The organism is Deltaproteobacteria bacterium (assembly GCA_003696105.1).
Taxonomy (GTDB): domain Bacteria; phylum Myxococcota_A; class Polyangia; order Haliangiales; family J016; genus J016.
The window spans coordinates 1-21,298 of sequence record RFGE01000156.1; the positions used below are offsets into that span (position 1 = coordinate 1).

16 protein-coding genes and 1 pseudogene are annotated in these 21,298 nt (G+C 74.0%); 12 read left to right on the plus strand and 5 right to left on the minus strand.

What is annotated here, in order from left to right; all coding sequences use genetic code 11:
• The 3 genes and pseudogenes from D6689_10545 to D6689_10555 form a co-directional block, all read left to right on the plus strand.
• A partial coding sequence (locus tag D6689_10545) for a hypothetical protein (GenBank protein RMH41626.1) occupies positions 1–354 on the plus strand: 354 nt, incomplete at its 5' end.
• Between the two features lie 153 nt (positions 355–507).
• Complete coding sequence (locus D6689_10550; protein RMH41627.1) at positions 508–2,253, plus strand: serine/threonine protein kinase; 1,746 nt, start codon at positions 508–510, stop codon at positions 2,251–2,253.
• Between the two features lie 20 nt (positions 2,254–2,273).
• Positions 2,274–3,140, plus strand: a pseudogene (locus D6689_10555) (hypothetical protein).
• A 1,689-nt stretch (positions 3,141–4,829) separates the two neighbouring features.
• Here D6689_10555 and D6689_10560 read toward each other — a convergent pair.
• The gene (locus D6689_10560; protein RMH41628.1) at positions 4,830–5,105 is read right to left on the minus strand and encodes a hypothetical protein; all 276 of its coding nucleotides are present in this window, start codon (positions 5,103–5,105) and stop codon (positions 4,830–4,832) included.
• On the opposite strand from D6689_10560, the gene D6689_10565 reads away from it, so the two are divergent.
• The 3 genes from D6689_10565 (at position 5,104) to D6689_10575 (ending at position 9,184) form a co-directional block, all read left to right on the plus strand.
• Complete coding sequence (locus tag D6689_10565; GenBank protein RMH41629.1) at positions 5,104–5,709, plus strand: hypothetical protein; 606 nt, start codon at positions 5,104–5,106, stop codon at positions 5,707–5,709. The two genes, D6689_10560 and D6689_10565, sit on opposite strands and share 2 nt — an antisense overlap.
• 46 nt (positions 5,710–5,755) lie before the next feature.
• Entirely contained in the window at positions 5,756–8,200 is a 2,445-nt protein-coding gene (locus tag D6689_10570) for a HEAT repeat domain-containing protein (protein ID RMH41630.1), read from the plus strand.
• A 207-nt stretch (positions 8,201–8,407) separates the two neighbouring features.
• Entirely contained in the window at positions 8,408–9,184 is a 777-nt protein-coding gene (locus D6689_10575) for a DUF4388 domain-containing protein (GenBank protein RMH41631.1), read from the plus strand.
• Between the two features lie 205 nt (positions 9,185–9,389).
• Here the strand turns inward: D6689_10575 and D6689_10580 are convergent, their stop codons facing one another.
• The 4 genes from D6689_10580 to D6689_10595 all read right to left on the minus strand — a co-directional run bounded on the left by D6689_10580 (position 9,390) and on the right by D6689_10595 (position 13,593).
• Positions 9,390–10,004 (minus strand): sigma-70 family RNA polymerase sigma factor, encoded by a 615-nt coding sequence (locus D6689_10580; protein ID RMH41632.1) that lies wholly within the window; start codon positions 10,002–10,004, stop codon positions 9,390–9,392.
• A 202-nt stretch (positions 10,005–10,206) separates the two neighbouring features.
• Positions 10,207–11,781 (minus strand): NAD(P)H-hydrate dehydratase, encoded by a 1,575-nt coding sequence (locus D6689_10585; GenBank protein RMH41633.1) that lies wholly within the window; start codon positions 11,779–11,781, stop codon positions 10,207–10,209.
• Complete coding sequence (locus D6689_10590; GenBank protein RMH41634.1) at positions 11,769–12,167, minus strand: holo-ACP synthase; 399 nt, start codon at positions 12,165–12,167, stop codon at positions 11,769–11,771. The genes D6689_10585 and D6689_10590 overlap by 13 nt, the downstream gene beginning before the upstream one ends.
• Positions 12,168–12,210: 43 nt before the next feature.
• Positions 12,211–13,593 (minus strand): phosphoglucosamine mutase, encoded by a 1,383-nt coding sequence (locus tag D6689_10595; protein ID RMH41635.1) that lies wholly within the window; start codon positions 13,591–13,593, stop codon positions 12,211–12,213.
• Positions 13,594–13,733: 140 nt separating this feature from the next.
• Between D6689_10595 and D6689_10600 the strand changes: the two genes are divergently transcribed.
• The 6 genes from D6689_10600 to D6689_10625 all read left to right on the plus strand — a co-directional run.
• Positions 13,734–15,164 carry a hypothetical protein gene (locus D6689_10600; GenBank protein ID RMH41636.1) on the plus strand — a complete coding sequence of 477 codons (1,431 nt, stop codon included), beginning with the start codon at positions 13,734–13,736 and terminating at the stop codon, positions 15,162–15,164.
• The gene (locus D6689_10605; protein ID RMH41641.1) at positions 15,008–15,445 is read left to right on the plus strand and encodes a transposase; all 438 of its coding nucleotides are present in this window, start codon (positions 15,008–15,010) and stop codon (positions 15,443–15,445) included. Before D6689_10600 ends, D6689_10605 begins: the two co-directional genes overlap by 157 nt.
• A 382-nt stretch (positions 15,446–15,827) precedes the next feature.
• Positions 15,828–16,703 carry a hypothetical protein gene (locus D6689_10610; protein RMH41637.1) on the plus strand — a complete coding sequence of 292 codons (876 nt, stop codon included), beginning with the start codon at positions 15,828–15,830 and terminating at the stop codon, positions 16,701–16,703.
• 546 nt (positions 16,704–17,249) lie between these two features.
• Positions 17,250–17,588 (plus strand): hypothetical protein, encoded by a 339-nt coding sequence (locus tag D6689_10615; protein RMH41638.1) that lies wholly within the window; start codon positions 17,250–17,252, stop codon positions 17,586–17,588.
• A gap of 159 nt (positions 17,589–17,747) precedes the next feature.
• Positions 17,748–19,988 carry a TonB-dependent receptor gene (locus D6689_10620; GenBank protein RMH41639.1) on the plus strand — a complete coding sequence of 747 codons (2,241 nt, stop codon included), beginning with the start codon at positions 17,748–17,750 and terminating at the stop codon, positions 19,986–19,988.
• A 729-nt stretch (positions 19,989–20,717) separates the two neighbouring features.
• Positions 20,718–21,298 (plus strand): hypothetical protein (locus D6689_10625; protein RMH41640.1); only part of this gene is annotated, 581 nt, incomplete at its 3' end.

Genomic DNA, 21,298 nt, shown 5'->3' on the forward strand with positions numbered 1-21,298 from the left:
CCCCGCGGCGTACCCGACGCCGCGCCGGAGCCCCGCGCGGCCCAACCGCCCCGACGCGCGCCCCCCGACGCGCGGCCGCGAGCCACCCGGCGGCGGCCCCGGCCGGACCGCGGTGCCGTCGACCGCCTGCTCGCCGATGCCGAAGCGGCGCGCCGCAGCGGCCACTGGCTGCGCGTCCTCGCCCTCGGCGAGCGCGCGCTGTCGGCCGATCCGAGCAGCCGCCGGGCCGCATTCCTCATCGGGGAAGCGCTCGTCGAGAGCGGGGACGAGCGCAAGGCTTGCGCCTACTTGCGGAAAGCCGGGACGCGCTGGGGGGCGCCGGCGCTGCGCCGCCGGGCCGGCTGCGGCGATTGACCGGCGCGACCGCCGCCCCGTACACTGGATGCGCCCCGATTCGGGCACGAGACGATGATCGCCACCGTGCAATCCGGTTCACTGAGGTCCGGGCGTGCGCCGGCCGCGGGGTTCGCGGCTCCAGCGACCGCGTGATGCGCCCCACCAACCCCCATGGCACCTGACGTCGACACGGCGGAGGCCGCGCAGGCGGGGCCCACCGCTGCCGGTCGCCTGGCGCCGGGAACCACGCTCGGCGGATTTCGCGTCGACCACCTCGCGCGGCGCACGTCGGTCGGCGAGGTCTACCGGGCGCGCGGCGAAGACGGCGCCCCGGTCGAGCTGTACGTCGTCGCGGCCGACCTGCTCGCCGGGCCCGAGGTGCGCGCCCGCATCGAGCAGGCGATCGCGCGCGCCGCCGCCCTGCACCACAAGAACGTCGCCGGCGTCTCCGGCCTGACGACGGCGGGCGACATCGCGTACGCCGTGGGCGAGTTCGTGGACGGCACGCCGCTGGCCGACCTGCTCGCCCAAAAGCGCGCCGCGCGCACGACGTTCTCGCCCAAGAGCGCGTACAACGTCGTCGCCCACCTGTGCAACGCGCTGTCGGCGATCCACGCGGCCGGGCTGGCCCACGGCCACCTGCACCCGGGCAACGTCGTGGTCGAGCGGTCGGGCCGGGTCAAGCTCACGGAGCTCGGTTTCGCCGACCCGCGCGCGATCGGGACCGGCCCGGCCCGGCCGTACGCGGCGCCCGAGGTCGTCGGGGGCGGCGCCGCCACGCCGGCGGCGGACATCTACAGCCTCGGCGCGATCTTGTACGAGTTGCTCACCGGCACCGCGCCCCGGCCGGGCGCGCAGCCGCCGTCGAAGGTGGTCCCGGCGCTCGGCGCCGCGGTCGACGCCGTCGTCATCCGCGCCGTGCATCCAAACCCGGCGAACCGCTGGCCGGACGCCGCCCAGTTCAAACAGGCGCTGCAACGGGCGATCGACGCGGCGCCGCGGGCGTCGGCCGGGCAACCCGCGGCGAAACGCCCGAGTCTGGCCCAGCAACTCACCGGCGACCAGCGGCAGGCGCTGGCGTCGGCGGCGCCGGCGGCCGCCGACGACACGGTCGAAAAGTGGCTCGTCTCCAAGGGCAAGCTCGACTACGGGCCCTTTACGCTCGCGCAGGTCATCCGGCAGATCGAAACGGACGAGATCCTGCCGGGACACATTCTCATCGACAACGAGACGGGCGAGCGCACACCGGTGGAGAACCACCCGCTGCTGGCCGACATCGTCGACCGCGCGCGGCAGGCGCGCGACGATCGCCGCCGCGCGGAAGCGGAGCAGCAACAGGTCAGGACCGAGACGCGGCGGGGCGCGACCCTATACGCGTTCATCGGCGCCGGTGCGCTCGCGCTCGGCATCGGCGTCTACTTCCTCGTCCACGCCCTCAGCGCCGCGGACGCGGGCGGCGACCACGGACAGGTCGCCGCGATCCGGGAGGGCGAGCTGCAGGCCAAGATCACGTTCATGAAGCCGACGCGCGCGAAGGGCAAGGCGCGGCGCCGAAGCGGCGGCCGGGCGCGCCCCTCCGCCGGCGGGGCCGGCGCCGTGGCCGACGAGTTCGACGGGCCGCTGGACCTCGGCGACGTATCCGAAGACGACGGCGACACGGAGCGCCTCGACGACAGCGACATCAATCCGGTGATCGCGCGCCACGGCGGCGCCCTCGCCGCCTGCCTGCGCAAACACGGCGGCGGCCGGGCCCACGTCCAGTTCGTCATCCGCGGCAACGGGCGCGTGTCGTTCTCGAAGGTCAACGGCGAGACCGGCACCGGCCTCGCGCGGTGCATCGACCGCGTCATGAAAAAGATGGCGTTCCCGGCGTTCAACGGTCCGCGCACCCGCGCCGAGTTCGAGTTGAGCTTCTGACCGCGCCGCCGGCGCACACCATGGCCTCGACCAAGGCAACCATCATTCGAGCGCGCCCCAAGGCCGGGCCGGTCACGGGGTTCGTGCTCAGCGCGCTGTTCGCGGCCGCGATGACGCCGATCGCCATGGCCGACCAGTGGACGGTCCCGCCGGCGCGATTCGCGCTCGGCGAAACCGCGCCCGTGACCGTGCGAGTGCCGCAGTTCAGCGGCCTGCGCGCCGACGCGGCCGGCCTGCGCGTCGAGGGAGGCGCGATCGTCGTCGCGCGCGGCGACCGCATCGGCCCGACGGAAGCGGCGATCATCGATGCGCTGCACGCTCAGCGGCCGGCCGGCGCGACCGCATGGATCGCGTACGCGTGCGGCTTCTTGCTGCTGGCGCTGCTGTATACGGGCTACCTGCGCCGGTCTCACCGCGGTCGATTGTTGCGAATGCAACTCGTATCGCTCGCGCTCACCGTGGCGCTCGCGGCCGCCGTCAAAACGGCACTGTTGCTCACGGAGATGTCCGTGTTCATCGTTCCGGTGGCGGCCGCGGCGATCGTCGCCGCCGTGACGATCGACCTGTTCGCCGGACTCGCGACCGCGCTCGTCGTCGGCGTGTCGATCGCTCTCATGGCGCCGTTCGACGCCGGCGCGATCGCCGTGCTCGTGACGCAGGGTATGGCGGCCGTGCTGTGCATCGGCGACGGCCGCCGGCGCAGCGTCCTCGTCGGCGCGGGCATCGTCGGGGGCATCGCGGCAGCCCTCGTATACCTGGTGTTCTACTACCTGTCGGCTCACGGCGCGCCGCTGGCCGAGCTGGCCGACCCGACGCGGTCGGCGTGGCTCGCGTCGCTCGCCGGCGGCGCGATGTCGGGAATCGCGGCGCTGCTCGCGCTGCCCGTCTACCAGTTTCTTCTCGGCGAGATCACCCAGTCCAAGCTCGTCGAGCTATCGGACCTGTCGAATCCACTGCTGCGCCAGATCGCCGAGAAGGCGCCCGGCACGTGGCAGCACAGCCTCGCGATGGCGAACATGGCGGAGATCGCGGCGAACGCGATCGGCGCCAACGGCCGGCTGGTGCGCGTGGGCGCCTACTACCACGACCTCGGCAAGTCGCTGCAGCCGAAGTACTACATCGAGAACGTCCCCGGCGACGAGCAGAGCCCGCACGACAACCTGCCGCCGGAGGTGTCGTGCGACGCGATCTTTTCCCACGTCACCGAGGGCGTGCGCCTCGGCCGCAAAGCCGGCCTGCCCGAGCGCGTCATCGACTTCATGCACATGCACCACGGCGACGGCCTGCTCGAGTACTTCTGGGCCAAGTGTCAGGAGCAGGGCAACCCGAAGGGGCTCACCGAGGACGACTTCCGGTACCCCGGCGTCCGGCCGCAGACGCGCGAGACGGCGATCCTGGCGATCTGCGATGCGGTCGAAGCGGCGTCGCGCACGCTCAAACAACCGGACGCGCGGGCGATCGAGAACCTCGTCCAGCGGATCGTCTACGGCAAACTGCACCTGGGCCAGCTCGACGACTCCGGGCTCAGCATGTCCGACCTGCGCAAGATCTCCAACTCGCTGGTCGAGACGATCAAGCACGCGCACCACGTGCGCGTCGAGTACCCGTGGCAGCGCGAACAGCGGGAGCGCGAAGCGCGGGAGCGCGCCGCCCGCGAGCAGGCCGCCGAACAGCCGACGGTGGCGGCGGTGCCGCGCGCAGTGGCCGCCGCCTCGCTGGGGCGCGCATCCACGACCCAGCGGCTCGCCAACGAGCCGCCGCTCGACTCGCTCGACGTGCCGCGATCGTACTGGCGGCGCGCGGCGGCGGCCGGCGCCGACGACATCGGGACCGCGCCGACGACGCCGGTGGCCGCGCCGCCGGCCGACCGACCGGATACGGATCCCATCCCGGCGCCGGGCGACGCGGCGGCCCGGGCCGCGTCCGTCGACTCCGCGCCGGCCGCGCAGCCCGCCGCGCCGGCACCACAGCCCGACCCGCCGCCCGCGCCCGCCGCGCCCGATGCGCCGCCCGCGCGCGCCGCGCCGACACCACAGCCCGATGCGCCCGACGCGCCGTCACCGCAGCCCGCGCCCGCCGCGCCGGCACCACAGCCCGCCGCGCCCGCCTCGCCCGCCGCTGAGCCCGCGTCCGCCGCGCCGGCACCACAGCCCGCCGCGCCCGACGCGCCGTCACCGCAGCCCGCGCCCGCCGCGCCGGCACCACAGCCCGCCGCGCCCGACGCGCAGGCCGACCGCGACGAGCCGGCGGAGCCCGCCGCACCCGCGCCGGCCGCGCAGCCGGCTGGCCCCCCGCCGCCGCCGCGGCGCCCCCCGAAGAACACGATCGAACTGCTCAAGTCGGGCGACGGCGAGCCGTCGCCGCTCACCGCCGACGAGCCGACGCCGGAAGGCAGCGCCGGCGACGGCTCGGCCGAGGTGGTCGTCGAGTCCCACCGCGCCCAGTCCGAAGACGGCCTGCTCGAGCCCGGCGTGCTCGTCGTCGGCCCACCCCCGAAGACCCACACCCGCCGCCTCTCCAAGCCCGAAGACGATCGATGAGTCGACGCGGCCCGCGGCCGGCGCCGGCGCGCGCCGTTACTCGAGGATCCCAGGCCGCGTCGTGTGCTCGTCGGACACGCGCACCGCGCGCAGGTCTTCGTACGCGATCAGATAGCGTTCGCGGCGGCGCGTACTCGCGACGACCGCGTCCGGCTCGAGCGTGACGGTGGCGACCTTGTCGAGAACCAGCGGCTCGATCCCCATCGCGACGTACAGTGACACGTCGACGGCATCGGGCACCGACAGCGCGTCGCCGTCCACCTTGGCGCCGGCGTGTCGAGCGAGCAGGTCCTGGAGCGTCTGGCGCGTCATGGCCGCAGCATACCTCGCTTTGACCGCGAGCGCCGCGTGCGCCGGCCGCCCGGCGCCGGCGATTTCGCCGGCCACCCGCGTCGCGGTCGACCGCGCCGAGCGCAGCGAGCGCGCCCGCCGGTACGACCAGGCCCGCGCCTGGTACGAACGGGCGGAGCGCGACGCGCCCGACGCGCGCAGCCGCGCGTGGGCCGCGCGCCAATACGCGGACGCGCTCGCGTTCTGGGGCGAATACCGCGATGCGGAGCGCGCGCTCGAACGCGTGGTGCGCTGGGCGCCCGGCGACGCCTCGGCGTGGCACGACCTGGGCATCCTGCGAGCGCGCCGCGGCGACGTGGCCGGCGCCGAAATGGCCTTGCGCCGCGCGAAGGCGGCGGCGCCGCACGACCCCAGGCCGCGCGTGGCGCTCGCCGCCCTGTGGGTGAACGCCCGGCGATTCGACGCGGCCCTCGCCGAGTACCGCGCCCTGTTGGCGCTCGACCTGCCTCCGCGGCTGCGCGCGGCCGTCCGCCGCGCCATTGCGCTCGTGAGCGCCGAGACGAGGCGCGCGCCCTCCGCGGCGCCGGCCGGTTCGGCGGCGCGACCGCCCGGGCGATCGCCGTGATCGCCGGGCGCCGTGCGCGGCGCGCGCCGGCCGCTATACTCGCCGGGTGCTCCGCGCCTCGCTCGCCCGCGCGCGCCGCGCCGCCGTCGCCGTGACCGCCGCGCTGGCGCTGTGCGCGTTCGACTGGATCGGCAAGATCGAGCTGGATGCCGCCGGCCTCGCGAGCGACGACGCGACGGCGCGCGCGGCGGCGGTCCGGCGGCTGGCCCGCTACGACATCGCGTTCACGCGCGATCACCTGCTGGCGGCGCTGCGCGATCCGTCGGTCGCGGTCCGCACCGAGGCCGCGCGCATCCTGGCGCAGCGCCGCGTGCTGGCCGCGGTGCCGACCGTGATCGGTTGGCTGTCCGAGCCGGATCCCGCGGTCAAGCGGGCCGCCGCTCAAATCCTGGGTGACCTCGGCGACGACCGCGCCGTCGCGCCGCTCGTGCGCGCCCTCGCCGACCCGAACCCGCAGGTCCGCCACGACGTGGTCGTTGCACTCGGAACGATCGGCACGCCGAGCGTCGTCGTGCCGCTGCTCGGCCGGCTCGAGGACGACAAGGCCGACGTACGGCGCGCCGCCGTGGACCAGCTCGCCAGCCTCGGCGACCGCCGCGCGGTGATCCCGCTCGTCGGCGCGTTCGCTGACGCGAGCGCCGACGTGCGCGTGGCGGCCGTCCGCGCGGTCGGCCGCCTCGGCGACCGGGCCGCCGTTCCCGCGCTCGTCCGGCTGTTTCGCGACCCGAACCCGCGCGTGCGGGCCGAGGCGGTCGACGCGCTGGGCAACCTCGAAGCCGTCGACGCCGCGGACATTCTGATCTCGGAGCTGCGTCGCGGCGCCCTCAAGCGCGATTTTCGCGAGCGCGTCGCGTTCGCGCTCGGCAAGCTCGGCCGCGCGGGAGACGCGCGCGCGGTCACCGTCCTGGTCGAGACGCTCGCAGACCCGAGGCTGCGCGCGGCGGCGACCGAGGCGCTGCGCGTCGCCGGCCGCGCGGCGGTGCCCGCCCTGGTCCGCCACCTCGACGGCGAGCTCGCCGGCGATCCGGCGTCGGCGGTCGCGCTGCTGCGCGATGCCGCCGACCCCGCGGCCACCGACGCGCTGGTCCGCGAGCTGGGCCGCGGCCGGGTAAGCCGCGGCCTCGTCCTCGACGCGCTCGGCGCGGCCGGCGACCGGCGGGCACTCGTGCCCGTCTTGACGTTGCTCGACGACGCCGACCCGGCCGTGCGGCGCCAGGCGATGCGCGCGCTGCGGCCCCTGTTGGACGCGCCCGCCGCCGACGTCCTCATCGGCGCGATGGACGACGACGACCCCGAGGTCCGCTCCCTCGCCGCCGAGTACCTCGGGATCCTCGCGTCTCGGGCCGCGGTGCCGCGGCTGGCGCGCGCGGTGCGCGACGGACACCCGCTCCGGCTGCGCTACGCCGCGGCCGAGGCGCTCGGGCGCATCGGCGACGCGCGCGCCGTCCCCGCCCTGGTCGACGCGCTGCGCGCCGGGCCGTCGCCCCTGCGCCGCGCCGCCGCCGATGCGCTTGCGGCGATCGCCGACGAGTCTGCGGTACCGCCGCTGCTGGCGCTCGTCCGCGGCGATGTCGAAGCGGACGCGCGCGGCCACGCGGCCCGCGCGCTCGGCGGCGTCCTGCGCGACCGGCCGCGCGCTGACGCGCGCGCCGCCCTCGCGCCGCTGTGCGCCAGCGGGCCCGTCGAGGTGAGTCTCGCGGCGATCGGCGCGCTCGGCGCCATGGCGGACCCCGCGGCCCGCGACACGCTCGTCGCGGTCGCGCGCACCGCCGACCCGGAGCGGCGGCGCGCCGCGGTGGCGGCCCTCGGCGCGCTGGCCGACCCCGCGGCGGCGCCGGCCGTGCGCGCCGCACTGCGCGCGCGCGACGACCGGGTGGCCGCGGCGGCAGCGTGGGCGCTCGGCGACCTCGGCGACGTCGCGGCGGTCGCCGACCTCGCCCACGCCGCCGCGCGGGGCGGCTGGGCCACCGCGATCAACGCCGCCGGTTCCGTCGCCCGACTCGCCCGCCCCGACGACGCTCCACACCTGCTGCGGCTGCTCCACCACCGCGACCCGCTCGTGCGCGCGAACGCGGCCTGGGGCCTCGGCCGGCTCGAAGCGGCCGATGCGCGCGCCGCGCTCGCGGTCGCGCTGCGCCGCGATCGCAGCTGGCTGGTGCGGCGTGCCGCGGCGCGCGCGCTCGGCGCGATCGGCGGTGCGGACGACGCGTTGGCGGCCGCGGCCGACGGCGACGACGACGAGCGCGTGCGCGCCGCCGCGGCCCGCGCGCGCGGCGGCGAGCGGTTCACGCCGCCGGCGCGCACCGAGTGGCGGGCGTTCGCGTTCGTCCAGCCCGAGGGGCTGGACGCGCCGGTGCGCGGCGAGCCGTACTACGTCGTCGGCGGCGACGGACTGGTCCAGGCGCTGTACACCGACGCGCGCGGCGAGTGGACGGCGGAGCGCTTTCCGCCCGGCGACGCGATCGTGCGGCCGCGCGGCGAGGCGCCGTAGCCGTCGCGGAACGCCGCGCCGGTCGTGCGGTCCCGCGGCGCGGCGCCGCGGGACGCCCGCGTCGCCCCGGGACGCGGTGTGACATCGGCGACCGGCGGCCTCCGATTTTCGGAGAGCCCGCCCGGCCTTCGCGCGAGGCTCGCCGCGAACCTTCGCGCGGTTGGCCGCGCCGGCACGCTGGCACGGCGCGTGCTCGGGCGACCCGATATGCAGACGAGCGTTCCCGCGCCCCACCTGTCGTCCAACCGCCTCGAGGGTTCCCTGTGCGACACGCCGCTCGATCGGCTGCTCGCCGCGTGCCGCCGCCACCTGATCACCGGAACCGTGTGGGTCCGCACGCCGCGCGCGGTCGGCCGGGTCGATCTTCGCGCCGGCGGCGTCGACGCGGCCGAGTTCGGCGATCTCACCGGCGACGACGCGGTGGACGCGCTGTGCCGCCTGGCCGACGGCATGTACGAGTTGGTCCAGCGCCTGCCCGACCTCGACGGCGCGCTCGGCCGCGCCGCGGCGTTCCAGGGTGAGTTGGCGGACGTGCCCCTCGTCGACTTGATGCGCCACTGCGAGGACAACGCTCTCACCTGCACGATCGCGGTCGTGCGGGATTTCGATCGCGGCGCGATCGTGTATCGCGCGGGGGACATCGTCGACGTCGAACTCAACGGCAGCCACGACGACAATCACATCGTCGAGCTGCTGCGCATGGAGGGGGCGCGGTTTCGCGTGACCGCGCCGCCGCTGGACCTCGCGATCGAGGGATGGCCGGCGGTGCAACGCGCGCCGACGGCGCCGTTCGAGCCGCACCGGCCGCGCGCCGCGGCCGGCGCCGCGGCCGACGCTGCGCCGCGCGACCGCACCGCCGGCGACCGCTCCGCCGCGAACGCCACCCGGGCGCGCGGCGGCCGGCGCGCGGCCATCGGGATCGCCCTCGCCGTCGCGTTCGCCGCCGCGGCCTACGCGGCGCGCGCGCTCGGCTGGCTCGGGTGATCGCACGCCGGCGCCCCGCACGCCCGCCCGGGCGCCGGCGGCGGCCGCTACGCGCGAGAGCCAGGGGCTGTCCCTGAGTGCAGTGCGCCTCGGGCGACGCCCGTGGGTTCTCAGGCAAGGCGCGACGAAGGCGCTGGGTGGGCCCAGGGAACGGAGGAGCAGTGCAGCGTGACGGTTCAGGGACATCGCACGTGGTGTGCCGTGTTCAGGGACAGCCCCTGACGCGGCGGGCGATGCCGTACTCGCGCGCGGCGTAGTCGGCCAGTTCGGCCTCGAGCTGGCGGCGGGCGCGAAACAGCCGCGACATCACGGTGCCGATCGGTACGCCGAGCCGCCCGGCGACGTCGCGGTAGCTGCGCCCGCCGAGGTCGGCGAGCAGGATCACCTCCCGGTGTTCCGGCGTGAGCGCCGCCAGCGCGGCGACCACGGCGTCTGAAACTTGCCATTGCAACCAAAACCGCTCCGGATCGCGCGCGGCCTGTGTCCGGTCCGCGCCGTACAGCGCCCGCACCGCATCCTCGCGCGCCTCCGTTTCGAGGCGGCGCTCGCGCCGGCGGCGGCGACAGCCGGTGATGAACTGGTTCGTCATGATGCGAAACAGCCATGCGCGCGCATTCGAGCCGGGGACGAACCCGCTCCACGCGGCGAACGCGCGCGCCAGCGCCTCCTGGACGAGATCCTCCGCGTCGCCCCGGTTGCGGGTGTAGCGCAGCGCGCATGCGTAGAGGGCGCGGCGGTGAGGCAGCACCGCCGCCTCGAACTCCTCCCGCGCCGTGGCCGGCGCTCGATCCCGGGCGACCTGGTCGTGGTTCGCGATCATGCCCGGAGGGAGAGCAACGCGGATGCCAGTCGCACAGCGGCCGCAAATTCAGTGCGTTACCCCGCTGTCCGCTTGCCGCGCCGCCGCGCGCGTTGCCAGCGTGACGCGCGCGCGTGTCAAACCGGCAACGGGCCGCCGCCATCCGCCGGCCCGCGACGGTCCGCGCGCTCCGGCGCCCCTCGCGCCGGTGCCCCGTCCCCGATCAATCCGGCGGGCCGGCGCCCTCGGCTCCGACCGGCGCGGGCCGCGCACGGCGGGTGAGGTCGGCCCGCGCGCGCGGCAGCTCGTCGATCAGATCGCCCGCCATGAGCCCCGCGTCGATCCGGCCGCGCGCCGCGCGGTCGCCGGCCAGGCCGTGCAGGAACACGCCGGCGCGCGCGGCGTCCGCCGGCGGCGCGCCCTGCGCGGCCAGCGCGACGATCACGCCGGTGAGCACGTCGCCCGCGCCGGCGGTCGCCATCGCCGCGTTTCCCGTCGGGTTGACCGTCGTGAAGCCGTCGACCGCCCCGTCGCACACGAGCGTGCGCGCGCCCTTGAGTACGACGACCGCGCGCGTCCGCTCCGCGAGGCGCCGCACCGCGGCGATCCGATCCCGCTCGATGTCGGCCGCACTACACCCGAGCAGGCGGCCGGCCTCCCCCGGGTGCGGCGTGAGTACGACGGGCGCCCGCGCGGCGGCGACGGCGGCGAGGTCGCCCGCCATGTGGTTGAGTGCGTCCGCATCGATCACGACGGGGACCTCCGCACGCTCGAGCACCGCGCGGACGAGCGCCGCGCCGGCCGCGGTCGCCGGCATGCCCGGGCCGATCGCGACTGCGCGCTTGCCGGCGAGCAGTTCTGCCAGCGCGACGTCGAAGCCCGCCGCTTCCGGGTCGATCGCCGCGGTCATCACCTCGTCGGGCGCCGCGGCGTCGGCCCGCGGACCGGCGAGCGTCACCAGGCCGGCCCCCGCCCGCAGCGCCGCCCGCGCGGCCATGCGGCCGGCGCCCCACTTGCCGGGCGACCCGGCGATGACGAGCGCGTGGCCGCGCCGCCCCTTGTGGTCGACCGGCGTCGTCGCCGGCAGCGCCGCCGCCGCGTCGTCCCGCTCGAACACGGCGAGGGACACGCCGTGCACGCGCGCCAACTCGGCCGGGATGCCGATCTCGGCCACCGTGACCTCGCCACAGCGGGCGAATCCCGGCGACGACACCAGCGCCGGCTTGTCGAACGCCATCGTCACGGTCGCGTCCGCGTTGAACGCGACGCCGAGCACCGCGCCGGTGTCCGCCGCCAGCCCGCTCGGGATGTCCACCGCAACCTTGAACCCGCGCGCCCGGTTGAGGACCGCGACGACGCGCGCGTAGTGGCCGGTCACGTCGCGCGCGAGCCCGGTGCCGAACAATGCGTCGACGACGACGTCGGCCCGCTCGATGGCGCGCTCGTGTTCGAGCAGGTCCGCCTCGGTGGCGATCGACGCGACGCGGCCGCCGCACTGTTCGAGCACGCGCAAGTGCAGCGCCGCGTCGCCGGCGACCTTCGCGCGGTCGGCCGCCAGGTACGCGGACGCGGCGTAGCCCCACTCGCGCAACACGCGTGCGGCCACGTAGCCGTCGCCGCCGTTGTTGCCGGCGCCGCACACGACCGCGACCGTGGCGCCCGCGCGCCGGCGCGCGCGCACCACCTCGGCGACGGCCCGCCCGGCCGTCTCCATCAGGACCGCACCCGGAAGCCCGATCTCGTCGATGGTCGCGCGGTCGATCGCGCGCATTTGATCGGCGGTGACTACGTAGCGCACGGCCTCCCCCTTTCGTCCGCCTCGGCGACGACGACTGCCGCCGCCACGCCGGCGGCGTGCGTGAGCGTCAAATGAACGGCCACGACGCCGAGTGCGTCCGCCGCCGCCCGCGCCGCCCCCGCGAGCACCAGGCGCGGCGGTCGCCCCGCTTCCTTGACGACCTCGAGTTCGTGCCAGCGAAGTCCGGGCGGCACGCCGAGCGCCTTGAGCGCCGCTTCCTTCGCCGCAAACCGCGCCGCGTAGTGGCTGGCCCGGTGCGCGCGCGCGTCGGAATACGCGCGTTCGCCGGGCGTGAACAGTTTGTGCACGAACCGATCGCCCCAGCGATCGATCAATCCGGCGATGCGCGGGATCTCGGCGACGTCGAGGCCAATGCCGACGATCACGCCGTCCCCCTCGCCTGTCGTGCGACCACCTCGCCCGCCTCCGTCACGCGCACGCGGCGCGTATCGCGGCCGCCAACTCCTCGGCCCGCGCCCGAATCGCCGCCTCGTCCGGTCCCTCGATCATCACGCGCGCCTTCGGCTCGGTGCCGCTGTAGCGCACCAGCACGCGGCCATCGTCGCCCAGGTCGTCCTCGATCGCGGCGATCAGCTTCTGGACGTCCGGCAGTTCTGCCAGCGGCCGTTTGTGCGCGACGGCAACGTTGACCAGCACCTGCGGCGCGCGTTCCATCACGGAGGCGAGGTCCGCCAGCGGCCGCCCCTCCGACACCATGACTTCGAGCACGCGCAGCGCGGCGACGATGCCGTCGCCGGTGGTGTTGTGATCGAGAAACACCAGGTGTCCAGACTGCTCGCCGCCGAAGTTGTATCCGTCGCGGCGCATCGCGTCGACCACGTAGCGGTCGCCGACCGCGGTGCGCACGAGCGCGATCCCGTGCGCGCGCAGCGCGCGCTCGAGGCCGATGTTCGACATCACCGTGGCGACCACCGTGTTGCGCGCAAGCGTGCCTGCCGCCTTCATCCGCGTCGCGCACAGCGCCATCACCGCGTCGCCGTCGACCACGCGGCCGGCCGCGTCGCACAGCACCGCCCGATCGGCGTCGCCGTCGAGTGCCACCCCGAAGTCCGCTCCCTCGGCCACGACGCGCTCGCACATCGCCTCGGGGTGAAGCGCGCCGCAGCCCGCGTTGATGTTCGTGCCGTCCGGGGATGCGTGGATCGCGACCACGCGCGCGCCGAGTTCCTCGAACACCCGCGGCGCCACCTTGTAGGCTGCGCCATGCGCACAATCGACGACGATCTTGACGCCGTCGAGCGACAGGTGGCGCGGGAAGGTGTTCTTGCAAAACACGATGTAGCGGCCCGCGGCATCGTCGATGCGCGTCGCGTGGCCGATGTCGCCGGCCCGCGCGCGGCGGGCGGCAAGCTCGTCCGACGCCATCAACCGCTCGATCTCCGCCTCGACCGCGTCGTCGAGCTTGAACCCGTCGCGCGAAAACAACTTGATACCGTTGTCCTGGTACGGGTTGTGCGACGCGGAGATCACCACCCCCGCGTCGGCGCGCATCGACGCGGTGACGAACGCGATGCCCGGCGTCGGCAGCGGACCGGTGAGCCATACGTCGCCGCCCATCGACACGATGCCGCTGGCCAGCGCGGTCTCGAACAGGTAGCCCGACAGCCGCGTATCCTTGCCGATCACCACGCGGTCGCGCCGGCCCTGGCTCTCGAGTTGCGCGGCGACCGCCATGCCGAGCCGCAACACCGTCTCCGGGGTCATCGGCTCGACGTTGGCCACGCCGCGCACGCCGTCGGTTCCGAACAGCTTGCGTTCGACCTGGTGTCCCTCGCTCGTCACGGCGTGCATCTATAGCACGCCGTGCGCGGCGTAGGCGCAGCTCGCACAGCCGCGCACGCTACGCGCCGGCCGTCGATCGTGGCGGGCGTTACCGTCGACAAGCCGTCTTGATCCGCCCGCTTGCGTCCCCCACTCTGACGTCGGGGATCATGCACGCAAGGCACGCGAGGGTTGTCCCGGTCGCCGCCGCGGGCGCGATCGCGCTCGCCGCCTCTGGCTGCATCTCGGCCGAACCGTTTCGGTGTGACGACGATGCGCAGTGCGCGGCCGAGGGCGCGGCCGGCGTATGCGAGGCCACCGGCTACTGCAGCTTCGCCGATCCGTCGTGCGCGTCGGGACGCCGCTACGGCGCGCTGGCCGGCGACGTGAGCGACACGTGCACCGCGGCCGATCCCGGGGGCGACCCGGCGCACGACCCCGGCCGGGGCGCGGCCGATCCCGCGCCCGCGTCCGGCCGCGACGGCGACGGCGGACAGGATGAGCCGCCCCCGCCTCCACCGCCGCCCCCGCCTCCCCCCACCCAGTGCGTCGCGGACGTCGCGACCGGCTCCGAGCACACGTGCGCGCTGCGCACCGACGGCGCGGTCTTCTGTTGGGGCAACAACCGCAACGGCGCGCTCGGCGACGGCTCCCTGGTGCCGCGCCTCGCCCCGGTGCGCGTCGAGGGCATCGCCGACGCGGTCGAAGTGGCGGCCGGCGAGTTTCACACCTGCGCCCGCCGCGCCGACGGCACCGTGTGGTGTTGGGGCTACAACGAGTACGGCAGTCTCGGCGACGGCACGACCGTCGATCGCCCGCTGCCGGTGCAGGTCGAGGGGATCGACGACGCCGTCGCGCTGGCGCTCGGCGAGTACCACAGTTGCGCCGTGCGCGCGGACGGGACGCTCTGGTGCTGGGGCCGCAACCAACGCGGCCAACTCGGCGACGGCACGACCACCAACCGGGCCACCGCCGCCCCCGTGCCCGGCATCTCGGGCGTCACCGCAGCGGCCGCGAACGGCCAGCACGTGTGCGCCGTCGCCGGCGACGGAGGCGTCTACTGCTGGGGCAAGAACCTGTTCGGCCAGCTCGCGGACGGATCGACCACCGACCGCAGCTCGCCTCGGCGCATCGACGCGATGGCGCCCGCGGTTCAACTCGCGCTGGGCGGCGAGCACACCTGTTTTCGCACCGCGGACGGCGCCGTGCGATGCGCCGGCCGCAACGAAAGCGGCCAGCTCGGCGACGGCACGACCACCAACCGGCCGCAGCCGGTCGAGGTCGCCGGCCTCACCGACGCGGTCGAGGTCGCCGCGGGCGAGTGGCACACGTGCGCGCGCACCGGCGACGGCCGCGTGTTCTGCTGGGGGTTCAACCTCAACGGCACCCTCGGCGACGGCACGACCACCGACCGGTCCGCGCCGGGGGCGCCGGTGCAAGCGCTGTGGAACGTGAGCGCCATCGCGGCGGGCGAACGCCACAACTGCGCCCTCGCCGACGGGCGTATCCGCTGTTGGGGATACAACGGCGCCGGCCAGCTCGGCGACGGCACCGCGGCCGACGCGGTCGCCCCGGTCGACGTCGACGTGCCCTGCGACTAGGAGGCTGTCCTGCACGGAGTGCGCCTCGGGCGAAGTCCATCGGACCTCGGGCGAGGCGCGACGAAGGCGCTGGGCGGGCCCGAGGAACTGAGCAGCCACGCGGCACGAGGGTTCAGGGACATCGCGCGTCGCCACGCCGCCCCGACGGGCGGACGCCGACACGCGGCGATCCGCTGTTCCTCGACGTGGTACGGGTTCGGGCCAACCCGGGAGTGCCCCGGCGCGATCTTCCCGATCGCCTCGGGCCGTGGAAGTCGGTGTACAACCGGTTCGCCGACTGAGCGGCGAAAGACCACCGGGCGGCGCTCTTCCGCGCGATCCGGATCGAAGCGCACGCAACCGGCTCGCGTGTCGACGGCTCCGGGGTTCGTGCTCACGAAGACGCGCCGGAGGCAAACACGTGGCCGGTCCGGGGCCGAGCATCCAGCGGCGATGGCGACGACACCGCATCGGGGACGCACACGGCCTACGAGCGCGGGCCGCGAGGTAGGACCTCGGGCACGCCGCGCTTTCCCTTCCATCGTTCTTTCGCCTCCCGGCAGGCGACCACGAACCGGTCGAGCCGGCGCGGCGCCGCCAGTCAACCCGGCGCAGCCCCGTTCGTTGTTTGGTGTCGCCGCGGGCGGAACCTCGGACAACTCCCCGCCCGTGGTACGATGCTCCATGGGCCGGCTCGGGGTGATCGCGCTTTTCCTGTTCGGTGTGGGTTGTGGCGGTGGGGACGACGACGATGACGTGGCCGTGGACGCGAGGCCCCGCGCGGTCGATGCGACGGCGGACGTGGTCGACGCGGAGGTCGCCGGCGACGCACGGTCACCGGATGCGACACCGGCCGGGATGGTTCTATACGGGATCGTCAGCGGGCGCCTGGTGACGATCGATACGACGACGGGCGACGCGAGTGACGTCGGTGCCGTCGGGCTCGAGATCACGCGCGCCACGTGGGACGAGGGATCGGGCACGGTCTACGGCGTGTACGACAACACGATCGCTCCGAAGCTGGCGACGATCGATCTCTGCACGGGTGCGGCGACCCACGCCGTCAATCTCACGATCCCCGGCAACCTGATCGACGGGTTCGATTTCGAGGCGGCCAGCGGAACGCTGTATGCGTCGGTGACCGCGGATGGCAACTACCCCCCCGACCATCGAACCGAGCAGTTGGTGACGATCGATCCGGTCACAGGCCGGTCGACCGTCGTGGCGAACTACACGGGGACACTGACCGACGGAGACGTCCTGCTGCTCGACCTGCCTCAGCCGCTGGCCATCGATACGGACACGTCGAACAGCACCGTGACCCTCTACGACCTGTCCCTCGCGAGCGCAGCTGCAACGAACGAGCGAACGACGGGCCCGCCACTGACGGTATTCGAGACGGTACACCAGGGCGTCATCTACGCGCTGGGCGGCGACGGCGCAATCGAGGGGCAGATCGTGACGCTCGACCCGACGACCGGCGTGCCGACCGCTGTCGGGGGCAGCCATGTACCGGCCGACGTGGCCGCTCTGTTCTCCGCGCCGGCGTGCGCGCCGTAGGAGGCTGTTGCACATAGCCGCTGGCTGCGGTCGCGACCGGCGGGCGATCTTCGGCGACCGTCCTCGCGTCCTTCGGTACCGTATAGTCCTACGCGCCCGCGTGCGCGACGGGCGTGCGCCGAACCTCGCCTCGCCTCTCGCAACCTCGCTGGCGCGCCGATACGCAACCGCCTCCTGGGGGCAAACCCACGGTACAGCCACCGCGATGTGCTGACACCTCGTGCTGCGTCGCTCCTCCGTGCCTCGGGCGCACCCAGCGCCTTCGTCGCGCCTTGCCCGACATCCCACGGACGTCGCGTGAGTCACCCTGCGTCCAGGGACGGCGCCTGGGTGCGCGTGCGCGAGTCTGTTACGGCCTTCGCGCACTCCTCGCCGCGGCGGCCGCGCGCCGGGCGCGCGGCGTCCGTGCCTCGCTGCGCTCGGCCGAGCCGGCCCTCGGCGACGTGACCGTCGACACGACCGGGTCCGCGACCGCTCGCCTGTCGCCGCGGCGAGGTGGACACTCACATGTCGCTCTAGTACCGTACCGGCATCGTGCGCCGCCGTTTGGCCGTCGCGACCGTGCTGTGGTGGGGCCTCGGGATCGAACTCGCACCGGGGTTGCACGTCGCACTGCACGAGATGTGGGAGCACCACCACCACGACGGCGACGACGACCGCGACGGCGATCACGGCGCGCCCGATCCCCGTCACGGCCGGCACAGCCTGGCCCACAAGCACGTCGCCATGCACCAGGCTCCGCCTCCGCCGCCGGTGCTGCCCGCGACGGTCGTCGCGGAGCTGAAGTACCGCGATCGCGATCGCGAGGCGCCGCCGTCGCGGTGCCCGACCCGCGCCCGCGCCCGGGGACCTCCGCGTGACGCGCTGCCGATGACGAGCAGCTAGAGTGCCGTCGCGCACGGGCGCGCCGGCGAGGTTGCGAGTTGGAAGGCGCCGGTCGGCGCGCGCCCGCGGCGCACGAGGGCGCGCATCGAGATACGGCGCCGAAGAGCGCGTGGACCTACGCCGGCGATCGACCGCCGGTCGCGACCACGGCCCGCAGCCGTGCGCGACGGACTCGTCCGCGTTCACAACCCATCCGAGGAGGTCACCATGCTCGAACGCACGGCGGGCCTCGCTGCGCTCGCGCTGACCGCGTCGTCGGTGGCGTACGCCCAAAGCGAGGAACCGCGGGGCATCGATTCGCCTGCGCCCCAAGAGCCCCAAAAGGACAAGAACAACGACACGAAAGACGCCGATAGCACGGCTGTCGTCCCCGGCGAAGTCGTCGTCATCGAAGCAGAGGCTCCCTACGTCCCGGTCGCGTCCCGATCCGTTCGCGATCGAGACTTCCTGCTCCGGCCTCGACCGCGCCCGGCCGATATCTTGCGCGTCGTCCCCGGCCTGTTCGTGACCCAACACGCAGGCGGCGGGAAGGCGAACCAGTACTTCCTCCGCGGTTTCGACGCCGATCACGGCACCGACATCGCACTGAGCGTCGACGGCGTGCCCGTGAACATGGTCAGCCACGGCCACGGCCAGGGCTACGCCGACCTGAACTGGGTGATCCCGGAGATCGTCCAGACGATCGACGTGTTCAAGGGCCCATACGCCGCCGACCAGGGCGACTTCGCGACCGCGGGCGCCGTCGACATGGTCACCCACGAGCACATCGATCGATCGTCGATCGCGGTGTCGGGCGGCCGTTTCGATACCTATCGGCTCCTCGGCATCGCCGCGCCCGTCGCCGCAAACGACTGGACGTCCCTGTTTGCGGCAGAAGCGTACTTCACGAACGGACCGTTTCTGAGCGGCGAGAAGTACCACCGGTACAATGCGTTCGCCCGAGTCGTTCGCGCCGCAGGGTCGCGTTCCACCGTCGCGTTCACGGCGACGAGCTACAGCGGCGGCTGGAACGCATCCGGGCAGATTCCCGAACGCGAGGTCGACGCGGGGAATCTCGACCGTTTCGGCTCGCTCGACCCGACCGATGGCGGTAACTCGGCTCGCCACAGCGCGTATGTCACCTATCGCGCCTACCCGGACGACGCGAGCGAGTTCACGCTGCTGGCATATGCCGTGCGCTACCGCTTCGCGCTCTACTCGAACTTCACATTCTGGTTGGTCGATCCCGTTTTGGGCGATCAGATCGAGCAAACCGACGATCGCACGATGACCGGTCTGGCGGCGAAGTACCGCGTTCGGCACGACGTCGGGCCGGTTCGGCTCCACACCACCGTGGGCACCGCGGTCCGCGCCGACGCCGTCGACAACGCCCTGTATCACACCGCCGGCCGGGAGCGGCTCGACACGCGCGTGGATGCGCACGTCGACGAGCGGAGCATCGGCCTATACGGTCAGGCAGACGTGGCGTGGACGCGGTGGCTGCGGACCGTCGTCGGCGCCCGCGTCGATCATTTCGGCTTCCAGGTAGACGACCACCTCGAGGACCGCACGACCACCGGCACCGTCGGTTCCGGCGTGCGCGACCGCGTCATCGTCAGCCCGAAGGCAACCGTCGTGATCACGCCCACCCGCGGCACCGATGTCTACGCCAACTTCGGCATGGGCTTTCACTCCAACGACGCGCGCGCGGTGGTTCGACGTCCCGGCCGCGGCACTCCGCTCGCCCGCGCGACCGGCTACGAGCTCGGCGCGCGGTCGCGACTCCTCGATCGATTCGACCTCGCCGGATCGGCCTGGTTGCTCGACCTCGACAGCGAAACCGTGTGGGTAGGCGATGAAGGTGGAACCGAAGCGCGGGGCCCCACGCGCCGCTACGGAGTGGACGTCGAAGCCCGGGCGGAGATCGCTCCGTGGCTCGTCGCGGATGTGGACGTCACCTACGCGCGCGGGCGGTTCCGCGACCTACCGGCGGGCGAGGATCAGATCCCACTGGCGCCGCGCTTCACGATGACGGCCGGCCTTTCGGCGCTCCACCCGCGGGGCTTCTTCGGCCGCGTCGGCGCCCGCGGCCTGTCGGCCCGGCCGCTCACGGAAGACGGATTCCTGCAAGCTGACGGGTTCACGCTCGTCGATGTGACCGCGGGGTACCGAACCGACCGCTACGAGATATCCGTCGCGGTGGACAACGTGCTCGACGCCGAGTGGCGCGAAGCACAGTTCGCGACGACGTCGCGCGTCGCTGGGGACCCGCCCACCGACAGGCCGCCTCCCGCCGGCGCCTGTCCGGACGGGTCGCGCGTGAGCACCGACGACGACGGCAACTTCGCCGGCTGCGAAGGCGTCCACTTCACTCCCGGCGCCCCCATCAACGTCATGGCCACGCTCCGCCTTTTCTACTAGGGGCTGTCCCTGGGAGGCTGTTGCGCATAGCGGCTGGCTGCGGTCGCGATCGGCGGGCGATCTTTGGCGTACGTCCCCGCACCCTTCGGTTCCGTAGGGTCATACGCGCCGTCGTGCGCTACGGGCGTGCGCCGAACCTCGCCTCGCCTCTCGCAACCTCGCTGGCGCGCCGATACGCAACCGCCTCCTGGCCCCCGGCCAAGCACCGACCGTGACGCCCCGGTGAGGTCACAAAGCACCCCGCGGCGGCAATCCTCGAGCCCACGCGGTGCGGCCGGGGCCGCGCCGCAGTCGAAACTGCCCCGAGGCCGCGCCCGACCTCGACGATCGCATGAACGTGCAGCCGAGTGGGGTCTCCGCGGACCGTCGACGGCCCGGACCGCTCGATCGCCGACTCGCGCAGCGGGTTGTCGCACGACGCCACGACGCTGCAAACCGACGGCGTGTCTGTGGATGCCAACGCGAGCTCGAGCGGACGACACGGCACCGGCGGGCGACCACAACACCCGCATCCATACGCGCCATTGTCGCAGGCGACGGCATTGGCACAGGCAATGGCGTCCATCGGAACGGAGCAGTCGCCGAACGCGGCATGCCTGCGATATGATCATCACGACGAACAAGCTGCTTGACTGCGCACGCGGTTTCCTGCCACCGGATCGACCGGGCATCGGGCGCCGTACGTCCCGTGGACCGCCCCGGCCCGTATCCGGACACTCGCACATCCCAATGGACCACGACGACTCGCGACCATTGCGCGGACGCCGCCAGGTGTTTGCCACCCTGATCCTCGTGCCGGGCGCCCTCGCGGTGGTCGCAATCGTGACAGTCTGGTTCGTAAGCAAACCCGATCCTGACGCCGACCTCGGGTTTCGGCTCGATGACGCCTGGATCCATATGGTCTACGGGCGCGAACTCGCCAGATCGGGCATGCTCGCGTACAACCCCGGCACACCGGCCACCGGAGCCACATCGCCGCTCTGGGCCGCGCTCCTCGCGGTCTTGCATCTCTTTGTCGGCGCGACATCGCCGAACACCCTCGTCGTCGCGGTCTATATCGTTTCCGGCGTGTTTCACGTCGCGACGGCAGTCGGCTGTGCCTACCTCACATATCGCCTCATCGGTCGAAGCACCGAGGCCGTCGTCGCCGGCGCGCTCGTCGGCGTCTCGCCCACGATGGCGGCTGCGAGCTTTTCCGGCATGGAGGTGTCCTTGACCGCGTGCCTCCTCGTCTGCGGCGTGTTGGTCTACCACCTGGGGCACCTACGAGCCGCGGGATGGACGCTCGCCCTCGCTTGCCTCGCCCGACC